Below are 12,103 nucleotides of genomic sequence, written 5' to 3' on the forward strand. Positions count from 1 at the left end.
ACGTCGCAGACCATGGCCACCAAACAAAAGAGAAGTGTTTTTTCGGAGATTTTTGAAATGTCCAATTTAACCGGATCAGCTTATCGAATTTTAGTGCGTCGCAGATTTAAGGAAGCACAAATTGATTTGACCGTAGAGATGCTTCAGGTGTTGGGGTGCCTATGGCAGCAAGATAATCAGAGTCAACAAGAATTGGCAGACCGGTTGCTTAAAGACAAAGTGAGCATGACCTATTTGATCAATAATTTGAGTAAACGACAACTTGTGGTACGTTGTGATACGGAGTCGGACAAAAGGGTTAAATTGATTCAACTCACGCCAGAAGGAATGGCTATGGAAGAACAAGCACAGAAGATTTTGGCCGAATTGCGATCGTTGGTGATTGGAGATATACCTGCTGAAACCATGCGGGTGGTTTTGGATTATTACGATCAGTTTAACCGTAATATTCAAGAACAGTTGGCTAAATAGGTTTTCTTTTACTTAAGTTTAACCTATTTTTTTTGATGTTTTATTCAGAATTTCCTATATTTAAGAAACAAAAATAGCAGCGATGAGTGATAAAATAAAATTTGGAAAGTCGGACTTAATGGTCGCACGAGTGTCTTTTGGCGGTAACGTATTGGGTTGGACTTTAGATGAAAAGGAATCGTTTAGAATGTTGGATGCCTTAGTGGATAACGATTTGAATTTTATAGATACAGCCAATAATTATTCGTATTGGGTTCCTGGTCATCAAGGCGGGGAGTCGGAAGCCATTATTGGAAAATGGTTTAAAGAATCGGGTAAGCGCAACAAAATTATTTTGGCAACTAAAGTCGGTGGGCAGATGGGAGACGGCTCAAAAGGTTTAAAGGCCGATTATATACGGCATAGTGTTGAAGCCTCTTTAAAGCGCCTTCAAACCGATTATATTGACCTATATCAGTCTCATTATGACGATATGGAAACCGATCAGTCCGAAACCATGGGTATATACAATCAATTGATACAAGAAGGGAAGGTTCGTTTTATTGGAGCTTCCAATCTAGAACCCCAACGAATAACTACAGCCAATGAAATTGCACGGCAAAACCATTGGGCAAGCTACATCAGTGTACAGCCATTATATAATTTATACGATAGAGCAAAGTTCGAAAACGAATACTTACCCATAGTACAAGAAGGTGATTTGGCGGTAATGAGTTATTTCGCTTTAGCCAGTGGTTTTCTCAGTGGAAAATACAGAACAGCAGCAGATTTGGAAGGAAGCAAGCGAAAGGATATGGTCAAAGGATATCTCAATGAAAGAGGACTCCGTATTCTCGATGCTTTAGAGAAAATCGCTCGTGAACATCAAGTTTCTATGGCTACTTTGGCCACGGCTTGGCAGATCAATAAGCCAGAGATTACAACACCTATAGTCAGTGCTACAAACAGTACACAATTGCAAGATATCGTCAAAGCAATGGAGCTTAAGCTGACTTCTGAAGATAAGGATGCGTTAAATCACGCAAGTCGATATTGATAATTCTGACAAACCTTTTTTGTTAGGGGATTATAATTAAAAATCCATAAGTACAAGCTTTTACCAGCTCCTACCTATGGATTTTTATTGTATGGAAAGAGATGTTAAACTATTTGTTTTGAAGGTCCTTTGCTGCTTTCAATTTTTGTTCAATTTTATCTAGGGTTTTTTTGGTGTTATTATTGATCGCTTTTTGAATACCAGCCTGTAAATTCTCATAGTGAGGTGGTGTTTTCCAATCGTTTTTTATTTTTTCGGTGTTTAATTGTACTTCATTAAATATAACAGTATTATAATTTAGATCAACAACAGTTACAGTTACTTCAGAAAATGCATTTCTACCGATTTCGATGGCACCGTAGTAGTCTAGCGCTAAGCCATATTTGTTTTCTATCACGATGATTTCGTCCAAACCATATTTTGATTTTATCTTGCGCAAATCCAATTTGTAAAATCTTTTTTCGCTGGAATTTCGAATTTTATAGGCGGGGTATACTTCTGAAAATTTTTTAATAGGATAATTGGTTTCTAGATTAGTTACCGTTTTGTTTATAGCTTCAAATCGTTTGGTGATCTCGGCCGAAATGAGTTCAGAGCTCGAAAAATCAAGTTGGATGCTTTTTAATGGCTCTCTGTATTTTTTGCCAGATGAAATAGCCATGTCCAATAGCCCTTGAGCACCCGCTTTAGTGAGTGAAATGGAATCTACAACAGAAATAATACCCACCTTCGAATGCTTCTGGTAATATTCCTTACTCATTGGAATTGATTGACAGGAAGTAATTAGTGTTAAAAAGGCTAAGGCGATTAGAAAGTAGTGTTTTTTCATAATAATGATTTGAAATTTAGTTTGGAATGTAAAACAAAGTATAGCCTCTTGCGCTTTGTAGGTAATTGGCATTGCGTTAAGAGGCGTGTTTTCGTAGTGAAATTAACTGCGATTAAGGTGGAAACATCAAGACTGGCTTTTTGAAAGAATCCTTAACATCTATTCGAATTCAAAAAAGTTATATTGGTTGATTGTAGTATCGTAGTAGCCCAAATACATTTTTTGTTGAAATTGAAATACAATTTCCGATTTATAGCTAGACTTTTTTGAAAGGAGATGGGCGTTTATATTTTGATATACCGTTGGTTTAATAGTACCCGGGATGGATGTGAAATTTGGGTCTGTAAGCATGGTAGCCGTGATTCCTCGCGCTTGAGAAAAAGCCTGCAATTTTTGCATGGGCGGATTGCTAGGCCAGTTATAGTATATTTGGTAAATTAGTGTTTCTATCATATTACCGTTTAGAGCGGACGAAAGTTCAACATCTTTATTCTGAGGGTCGATCCCTCCAAAAGTGATATTGAAGCCCTCGTCATTTTTAGAACAAGTAACCGCAATAGAGTTGTTTTTGAGATAATTTAAAAGTACCGATGTCTTTTTTATCTCTCTTGTATTTCCATTTCTTTTATTGAATTGTAAAGTTGGCTTTTCAGCGATAAAAGGGATCTCTTCTCTTTTGTTTACACTGTATTCGGCAATCAAACCGCCTTCTAAATTTTTTATGGTTAAAAATAATTTGGATTCAGAAGTCTTGACTTGTACGAGATTTTTTTGGTATAAAAAGGAATTGCTATTAATTTCATATCTAGATTCGACTTTTATAGATGGTTTCTTAATGTGCAATTGATTGACTTTGTATGTGGCTAGGTCAATTTGGATTATTTCAGTGTAGTCCATATGATGATCAAAGGTGATCATCAGTGTATTATCCTCAATATAGAATTTTTTCTTATTTGTAGCTAAACCTAGTGGCGTAGGAGATGCATTGTCTATTTGCAGCAACTCATAGGACTCATATCCTGTTTTTTCGAGTGAAAATGAGTACTTTAGAAATTGATCAAGATTCTGTTTTTTGTAATCCTTATCGTAAAAAACAAGAGAATTCAGGTTTATTAGCTGTGATCTAACCGTTTTAGAGTCGGTAAACCTATACGCTTTAATTAAGTTGCTGTCGTCGAGTACTGTAAATATGAAAAGTTGGTTTGCTGCTGTAAATTGACACAACACCTTTTCCTTTTTTAGGTTTATTTCAAATTCATGAGTGTCGTATAGGTGATTTTTAAAATCAAATTTTTGAGAGATAAAGGCATTTTTGCTTTTTGTTGACCAAAATAATACAGGTTGCCCATTCTCTATAAGTGAACCGGAATTCACCTTATATTTTGAATCGATTTTGGTGTGAGGTATCGAGTCTTCAACCTGCATTTTAGCATTTAATTTATAAATGTTGGAGGTTGATTTGTTATTGATTAATAAGTAATTCAATAGTTGCTCTTGGTCAGAAAATTGGTTAACTACTGAGTTGCCTTTGATGTCTAAATTGAGATTGTTAATTTTTTTTTGACCAAAAACTTGGGATACCGATAAAAGTATCCCAAGGATTAAAAGAGTATATTTCATTTGAAGATATTAACTTATAGTAGAGCCATTACTAACTGCTTCAGCGTCTGGGTTGACAAAAACCAATTTGCCGTCTTTGTTTTCAGTCATTAAAATCATGCCTTCGCTTTCGATACCTCTTAGGTTTCTAGGCGCTAAATTAGCCAAAACAGTAACCTGTTTCCCAATGATTTCTTCTGGAGAGAAATGCTCTGCAATTCCTGAAACTATAGTTCTTATATCAATTCCGGTATCGACTTTTAAGATTAATAATTTGTTGGCTTTTGGCATTTTTGCAGCTTCAATAATAGTACCTACACGTAGGTCCAATTTGGCGAAATCTTCGAATTGGGCCACTTCTTTTTGAGGTTCAACTACCTTAGATTCTGCAATATTGTTCATTTTTATGTTCTCAAGCCTATCGATTTGTTTTTGAATTTCTTCATCTTCGATTTTAGCAAACAACAAAGTTGCTTGTCCAATGGTATGGTTGGTCGGTATTAAATCCGATTTTTCCGTAATCGATTTCCAAGTAAGTGCTGTTTGGAGATTTAAGATCGACTTTAGTTTTGTTGCTGTAAAAGGTAAAAACGGTTCTGCCAAAGTACTCAATGCAGCGGCTATCTGTAAGGCTACATACATTTGAGTTTTTACGCGTTCCGGATTTTCTTTAATCATTTTCCAAGGCTCTTCATCCGCTAAGTATTTATTACCCAATCGAGCTACATTCATCATTTCACCAAGCGCTTCTCTAAAACGGTAACGGTCAATAGAACTGGAAATCACATTTGGATAGGCTTTTAGTTCTGCTAAAGTGGCTAAATCAACTTCAGAAAATTCGTTGGGTTGAGGAACATTTCCCTCATAGTATTTATGAGTCAATACCACAACACGGTTGATGAAATTTCCGAAAATCGCTACTAATTCGTTGTTGTTACGAGCTTGAAAGTCTTTCCAAGTAAAATCGTTGTCTTTGGTTTCTGGAGCATTCGAGGTTAAGGCGTAGCGCAAAACATCTTGTTTCTCCGGAAAATCAACTAAATACTCGTGTAACCAAACCGCCCAATTCTTAGAGGTAGAAAGTTTATTGCCTTCTAAATTTAAAAACTCATTGGCCGGTACATTATCGGGTAAAATATAACTGCCTTCGGCTTTTAGCATAGCTGGAAAAATCACACAATGGAAAACGATATTATCCTTTCCGATGAAATGTACCAATTTGGTATCTGCTGATTTCCAATACGGCTCCCAGTCTTTTCCTTCACGTGCTGCCCATTCTTTTGTAGACGAAATATAACCAATAGGTGCATCAAACCATACATAAAGCACTTTGCCTTCGGCTCCCGGAACCGGAACGGGGATTCCCCAGTCCAAATCACGAGTCACCGCACGCGGTTTTAAACCGTCTTCTAGCCAAGAACGAACCTGTCCGTAAACATTCGGTTTCCAGTCGTTTTTGTGTCCTACCAAAATCCATTCTCTTAAGAATGCATCGTATTGGTCTAAGGGTAAAAACCAGTGTTTGGTCGATTTTAAAGTGGGTTTACTTCCCGATATAGCCGATTTGGGATTGATTAAATCGGTGGCATTTAGTGAAGTTCCACATTTCTCACATTGGTCACCATAGGCTTCCTCATTGCCGCATTTAGGGCAAGTACCAATAACAAAACGATCGGCCAAAAATTGCTGTGCTTTTTCGTCGTATAATTGATCGGTAACCTCTTCGATAAACTTCCCATCATCATATAGCTTTTTGAAAAATTCAGAAGCGGTATCGTGATGAATTTTTGAGGAAGTACGCGAGTAATTATCAAATGAAATTCCAAAATCCTCAAAGGATTGTTTGATGATTTGATTGTATTTGTCAATAACCTGTTGAGGACTAATGCCCTCTTTCTTGGCTTTCATTGAAATAGCTACTCCATGTTCATCACTTCCGCAGATAAAAGCGACATCTTTGTTTTGCAAACGCAAATAACGCGCATAGATATCTCCTGGTATGTAAACCCCAGCAAGATGACCGATGTGAATAGGGCCATTGGTATATGGCAAAGCCGCGGTTAGCGTATATCTTTTAGGATCTTGTATCATATAGAGTAGTATTTAACTTCGAATTGAACGCAAAAATAAGCAATCGCGAGCGAATGCTAAACTTTTTATTGATAAGACTAGCAAACAATAATTGTCTAAAACCAAAAAACCATCACGAAGGATGGTTTTAATGCGTTTTATTTGATGTTTTATGATAGCGGTTGTCCAACTGCAATATCACAGCGGTGTCCCGGTTGTCCATGAGCTGGATTTAGATTGCCAGTTGCGGCAGTGTTTGCTGCTTTAGCCGCATCGTTCACTAGGAAAGGCTGTGGAGCTGCTGCTGGTGCCGCAGTAGCTGTTGCTGCTGGTTGTGTGGCCACAGGAGTATTTAAGGGTTGACCAACTTGAATGTCACAACGGTGACCCGGTTGTCCGTGTTCTGGGTTCAAGCCCTCTGCTTGAGCAGTTGCAGCTGGTGCACTTGTTGAGTTTGCATCTATAGCTGCTGCTGCATTTTCTGTAGCAACCGCTTGTTCTTCAACTGCAGTTTCTTTTTTAGTGTCATTACATGAGGTCAAGAATGCCACTGAAGCTATTGCGATAAAAGCGTATTTTTTCATAATTCTGTTATTAGATGATGTAAACATACATATTATTATTCTTTTGGACAATGTTTTTATATGCAGTAAACGTGTTAAAATTGCTTTTTAGAGCTTGTCATTTTCTGTTGTTGCGCTGCTAGGAACGGTCAGATCTGCCAATACGAGTTTTGGCTTTTTGTTCCAAAACAAAAAGTAAATACAACTGATAATCCAACCCACCCAAAATAAATAGCCACCACTGTGAAAACTTCCTTTCATCATTTTATGTGAAGTAGTAGTGAAATCTATATAAGTGGCATAAGCACCTATAACGCCCAAAACCAAAAAAAGCACACTAACCATCTTAGTGGTTTTAACCGGACTAAAATAACGTACCAGCATCATGATAGCAATGAGGATTAATTGGATGCACAGTATCAGTAAAGCGGTTTTCCACCAAGTTTTAAAAATCAAATAATCGCGATGTAAAAATTGAATACCCATTCTGCCGACAAAAGACATTTTGGACATCAAAATACCACAAAGTAAAGCGATAACAGCTTGGATTAATATTAGTATAGAAGCGTTTTTCATGTGGTAATTTATTTAGAAACCTCCCAGCCGTATTGTTCGTTGTATTTGAGTTTGAATTTCCGAGTTATAAAATCCGAATTGGGATTCTTGTCTTCAGTCAAGATGGCAAAAGGCGTTTCTTTTTTAAACAACATCACTGTGATGGTGGCACTGCGTTTATTTTTGCTGTTGATTTGTAAGGGTTGGTCTTTGTCGAGTTCGTATTGAACCGCTCTCAAAATTACCTTCGTGGGTTTTTGACTGATGATGTACGGCTTTGCTTGGTCGGTTATGAGTATTTGAGTGTTCCAAATACTATCTTTCGACAACCATTTCTTCTTGGTGTTTTCCTCTTCAAAGGATAGTAAACCTTTTTTTTCTAAAGACTTGTAGTGTTCGATTTCTTCGGCATCTTTTGAAGTACGCAGTTTTATAGTTCCCAATTGTAATTCTGCGGTTTCGTAAATCGGCTTTTCAGTCAAGTAATTATCAATAATGTTTAAGGCTGTTGAAGTAGTTAAATTTTCATCAGAACAACTGGAAATCAAGGTGCTAATCAGAATTAGCACCCCTATTGATAAGCTTTTTAATAGGTTGGTTTTCATCTTCTCAATTTTTTATTAAAGGTATGAAAAAAACGAATCTGTTCGAAACTTCTATTCAAACTGCTGCTAGGGTCATTTTTTTAACAAAAAACAAAAAGGGAATCTTATCTTTAGTCGGTTAATAAATTTTTAAATGAAATCCTTGTACAATTATAGTTACTCGATAAAATAATAACGGCTTATGAGATGGATGGTATTACTGGTGTTGGTTTTTTCTTTTGCTTGTCAAAAAAAGGTAGAGGATCAAGTGGGTGTCCAAACAACAGCACCGCAGAAACTAGAGAGAGAACTGGCCGAACAAATCTTTGAACTGCCTGTACATTGCTTAACTCAGGAGTATCCCAATAAATTGGGACAGGTTCTGGCTAGTAATCTCGATTTAAAAACACCTCGCGAACTACGTCCGGTGTTTTATGGTTGCTTTGACTGGCATTCTTCAGTGCACGGATATTGGTCTATTGTTAAATTGCTAACGGTTTTTCCGGATTTAGATAAGGAAGGCGTTGTTCGTCAATTGCTCGATGAGCATATCACCCCAGCTAAAGTACAAGTTGAAAAATCATTTTTTTTAGAAAAGCACAATTCCAGTTTTGAACGGACCTATGGTTGGGCTTGGTTGTTGTTGTTGCAAAAAGAATTGAGTTTATCTCAAGATGTTCAATTTAATAAATGGGGAAAGAATTTACAACCGTTGACCGATTTGATTGTGGAGCGTTATCAAGTTTATCTGCCAAAATTAGTATATCCAATTCGGGCGGGACAACACGATAATTCTGCCTTTTCTTTGGTGTTGGCTTTAGATTATGCTCGAGCTGTAGGAGATAAGGAATTTGAAATGCTGCTGCAAAAAGAGAGCAAACGACTGTTTTTAAAAGATATACGTTGTGATTTGGCATATGAACCAAGCGGTTATGATTTCTTATCGCCTTGTTTGGAAGAAGCACTTTTGCTTAGTAAAATATTGCCGAGTTCGGAATACCGACTTTGGTTAAAGAAATTTTTGCCAGAGCTTTTTGATTCTAATTTTATATGGACTCCGGCCAAAGTAAGTGACCGATCAGATGGGAAATTGGTTCATTTGGACGGATTAAATTTTAGTAGAGCCAATGCGCTATTGGGAATAGCAAAGGTGTTGCCAGAACTGGCCCATTTACGGGTAATCGCCAAACAACATTTTGACTATTCCGTCAAAAATTTGGCAAATGATGATTATATGGGTAGTCATTGGTTGGGAACTTTTGCAATCTACGCTGTTTTAAATAATTAGGTCTGCCCGATTCTGTTTTTATAAATCCTTATTTTACTGTTTTTTATCGGTTTTATATGGCGTAATTGATTTATTTTGCTAATAATGGTTCATATTATTAGCTTTTTTCTGTATTTTTATTCTCATAATGTATTATAATTTCGTTTTGTGATTTTTATTCTCTGATATTAGATACTTTTTGATAAAGTTGGGATTTTTTTTTTAAATCAGTTATATTCACCTAAATTTGCGAACTTGTCTCTGTTTTTACCTGTTAAAGCAGTAGGAGTTCCCGTTATTTGACTAAAAGTTAAACGTTATGGCTATAAGGCTTTTGTTGACAGAATTTAGAAAACATGCTGTATTTCAATTTATTGGAGTTCTAAAAGTCGCATTTTGGCTGTTAGTCTTGCAATTGTTGATTCATTGTTTACAGTATAACGTGCAGGTAGATTTGTTTATGGGCCCGCTACTTTATTTGTATGTCGCTAAGCCCAAGGTTTTTTCAGAATCATTTAGCAAAACACAATTTCTTCATATATCTTTTTTTATCTTTTTGTTTTGGATGAGTCTGTATGCTAAAGACGATTTTTTTTTGTTGGTCAAATCGGCGTATTTGTTGGTGTATAGTTATCTAATTCACAGAAAATTTAAGGTTACTAGTAGAAGTTTTTCCATTCGGTCTGCAACTATGTTTTTTAGTTTTTGTACTTTTTACATGAGTGTGGTAGGGGTTTTGTTGTTGATTGATTTTATAGAGATTAATTCATTTACGCTGTTTTCTTTTAGCAATAAATTTCTGTTTGTGGGCATGTCAGTTACTACGATTAGTTTTTTGTTTTATCTTTTATATGAATATAAAAAGGGCGCTTCAGCTTTTGTAAGTCCTGTTCGAGAGGTGGATTTAAAGCAAAGTATCGATCTTGTAAAAGCAGATTCGTTCCGATTGGTGGTGGTAGATAAGATTTTGGTTTTCTTCGGAAATTCGGATTTGTATTTACAAGCGAATTTTACTTTAGAAGATTTGTCCCTGATTATCGATGTACCCCGAAGTGTATTATCCGATGTGATGAATAAGGAATTGAGTGCGGGATTTTATTTGCTTTTAGGTGAGTATCGGATTAACCACGCAAAAAAATTACTTTTAGCGAAGGAGAACTTTACGATTGAAGCCTTGGTTTATCAATGTGGTTTTCACTCTAAATCCACTTTTAATAAATATTTTAAACATTTTGTAGGACAAACTCCCTCGAGTTTCCGTGCTGAAAATATGCCTGTTGGCAAAATACTTTAATTGATTGTTTAAATGATGTTGTTTCAGTATGTGTATTTTGTAGTACTTACTGCGGTAGTGGTTTTATCGTTGGCGAGTTTATTTGTCAATTTTAATTTTTACCAACGTTCATCATTCGATAAAGTTATGGTGGGCTTTTTGGTTTTTTTAATTTTCCATAGCCTTTACGCCTGTGTCGCTCGATTCTTTTTTGTGCACATACCCTTTGTCGATGTTGGTGCTCCTTTTGGCTTGTTTTATGGTCCGTTTTTCTATTTATCCTTAGTGGCGTTAAAAAAAGAAGTAGGCATCAAGTGGAAACAGCTGTTTTCTCATTTTTTTTTAGCACTTATCTTTGTTGTAAGTTATGTGGTTTTATGGGTCAATTGGAGCTATTTAAAGGACTACAGTTCTATTTATCTCATAGTGTTATATATGCTTTCAGGCATACAGCTAATCGCCTATGCTTTATTCGGATTTGTAAAGTTTAACGAATCAGTAGTAGCAATCGAATCGAAGTTAGTAACCAATTATGCCATGAAAATAATGGTTTTGGTGGCTTTGATTTTTTTGGGTTTGAGTTTTGATCACGGTTTGTCAGACCAAAAGACTTATGTAAGTGGTGTACTGATTTATTTGTTTATGTTGATGTTGGCTGTGATCGTTTTTAGGTATCATATTCTGATTCTGATTTCCAGCAGCAGCGTAGTTGATAAGGTTGCGGTGACGATTACAAATACAGATAAAAATCGGGAGTCTCTCGTTAAGAAGCTACCAAATAAAAAGTACGAAAAATCACAGATTACAGAGGAGGAGGGACTGGTTTATTTGAACAGATTAAACAAAGCAATGCAGGAAGATAAACTGTATCTCAATCCCGAATTGACTATAGATTCCCTTTCAAAAACGCTTAAAATGACCAAACATCATTTAACGCAGGTTTTCACTATAGTTCTCGATTCGAATTTTAATAAACACATCAACCACTATAGGATAATTCATGCCTCTAGTCTCTTAAAGAAGGGGGTAGATGTGGCCTCTATTGGCGATATCGGAACCGAAAGCGGGTTTAATTCTCGCACTTCTTTTTTTAGAGCTTTTAAAAATCATTACGGCATTTCTCCTGCCGATTATAGAAAACAGCAGCTTTAATTTACAGCTGGCTTTTTATGCCATTTTTGAGTTTGAAACTCGGTTATTGTTCGGCTGTACAATTGCGATATTTTTTGTTTGGCCTCCCTTTTACTCACCGTTGGTGAGTCGCAATAGCTTTTAAATCTCTAAAATCAGGTGCTTTTTTGAAGCGTTTTATGGATGGTTTTTATTTTTTAGTCTCATTTTCTCTTCTCGCCGACTTTGTTTTCAGATAAAGAATTTGTAAAGCCACTTATAAGCTTGACAAAGTTATGTGGGTGGTATTTTACTATAACTCTCAGGTTTAAATCGATAAGACAAGGGCTCGTTAATACGAATCGCTCTATAGATATCATGTCGCTTTGCGGTGGATACGGTGTGGTTAAACAGTTTTAAATCAAGAAATCATTAAAAGTGTAATATTGCGAATTATTCACATTTTTTCGATTTTTGTTGCGATATATTTTGTTTGGTCAAATTTTGCTTGTTTCAGTCGTGTTTTCTTAAAAGACGTTATACAGCGATAGTTTTAACGAAAAAGCAGCTATATTTTTTAAGGTTTAATTTTTTTAAGAAATTTTAGTAAATTTATTATTACTGCTAATTATTATGTTAAATATGGTGTAATACATATATATTGTCTAGTATTTTTACGTTTTATGTAAGGTGTTTTTACTAATAAAACCTTGTAAATCGCAGAAAATCGAATGAAAGACCTAAAA

At 35.9% G+C, this 12,103-nt stretch carries 11 protein-coding genes; 5 read left to right on the forward strand and 6 right to left on the reverse strand.

Annotation, left to right across the window (positions count from 1 at the left end; all coding sequences use genetic code 11):
• Positions 1–12 precede the first annotated feature (12 nt).
• Positions 13–471 (forward strand): MarR family winged helix-turn-helix transcriptional regulator, encoded by a 459-nt coding sequence (locus KO524_RS04115; protein WP_219290655.1) that lies wholly within the window; start codon positions 13–15, stop codon positions 469–471.
• Positions 472–553: 82 nt separating this feature from the next.
• Entirely contained in the window at positions 554–1,507 is a 954-nt protein-coding gene (locus KO524_RS04120) for an aldo/keto reductase (protein ID WP_219290656.1), read from the forward strand.
• 109 nt (positions 1,508–1,616) lie between these two features.
• On the opposite strand, the gene KO524_RS04125 is transcribed toward KO524_RS04120, so the two are convergent.
• The 6 genes from KO524_RS04125 to KO524_RS04150 all read right to left on the reverse strand — a co-directional run bounded on the left by KO524_RS04125 (position 1,617) and on the right by KO524_RS04150 (position 7,728).
• Entirely contained in the window at positions 1,617–2,336 is a 720-nt protein-coding gene (locus tag KO524_RS04125) for a hypothetical protein (RefSeq protein WP_219290659.1), read from the reverse strand.
• A gap of 159 nt (positions 2,337–2,495) precedes the next feature.
• Positions 2,496–3,956, reverse strand: a complete 1,461-nt coding sequence (locus KO524_RS04130; RefSeq protein ID WP_219290662.1) for a hypothetical protein — start codon at positions 3,954–3,956, stop codon at positions 2,496–2,498.
• A gap of 9 nt (positions 3,957–3,965) precedes the next feature.
• A complete protein-coding gene (metG, locus tag KO524_RS04135; protein WP_219290677.1) occupies positions 3,966–6,026 on the reverse strand; it encodes a methionine--tRNA ligase in 2,061 nt (686 codons plus the stop codon).
• A 149-nt stretch (positions 6,027–6,175) separates the two neighbouring features.
• The gene (locus KO524_RS04140) at positions 6,176–6,589 is read right to left on the reverse strand and encodes a hypothetical protein (protein WP_219290680.1); all 414 of its coding nucleotides are present in this window, start codon (positions 6,587–6,589) and stop codon (positions 6,176–6,178) included.
• Positions 6,590–6,676: 87 nt separating this feature from the next.
• Entirely contained in the window at positions 6,677–7,144 is a 468-nt protein-coding gene (locus tag KO524_RS04145; protein WP_219290683.1) for a hypothetical protein, read from the reverse strand.
• A gap of 8 nt (positions 7,145–7,152) precedes the next feature.
• Positions 7,153–7,728 carry a hypothetical protein gene (locus tag KO524_RS04150; protein WP_255555131.1) on the reverse strand — a complete coding sequence of 192 codons (576 nt, stop codon included), beginning with the start codon at positions 7,726–7,728 and terminating at the stop codon, positions 7,153–7,155.
• A gap of 181 nt (positions 7,729–7,909) precedes the next feature.
• On the opposite strand from KO524_RS04150, the gene KO524_RS04155 reads away from it, so the two are divergent.
• The 3 genes from KO524_RS04155 to KO524_RS04165 all read left to right on the forward strand — a co-directional run bounded on the left by KO524_RS04155 (position 7,910) and on the right by KO524_RS04165 (position 11,399).
• The gene (locus tag KO524_RS04155; RefSeq protein WP_219290686.1) at positions 7,910–8,995 is read left to right on the forward strand and encodes a DUF2891 domain-containing protein; all 1,086 of its coding nucleotides are present in this window, start codon (positions 7,910–7,912) and stop codon (positions 8,993–8,995) included.
• 298 nt (positions 8,996–9,293) lie between these two features.
• Positions 9,294–10,268 carry an AraC family transcriptional regulator gene (locus tag KO524_RS04160; protein WP_219290687.1) on the forward strand — a complete coding sequence of 325 codons (975 nt, stop codon included), beginning with the start codon at positions 9,294–9,296 and terminating at the stop codon, positions 10,266–10,268.
• A 12-nt stretch (positions 10,269–10,280) separates the two neighbouring features.
• The gene (locus tag KO524_RS04165; protein ID WP_219290690.1) at positions 10,281–11,399 is read left to right on the forward strand and encodes an AraC family transcriptional regulator; all 1,119 of its coding nucleotides are present in this window, start codon (positions 10,281–10,283) and stop codon (positions 11,397–11,399) included.
• Positions 11,400–12,103 lie beyond the last annotated feature (704 nt).

The sequence above is a fragment of the Flavobacterium sp. NKUCC04_CG genome (assembly GCF_019345525.1).
In the GTDB taxonomy this organism is placed as follows: Bacteria; Bacteroidota; Bacteroidia; order Flavobacteriales; family Flavobacteriaceae; genus Flavobacterium.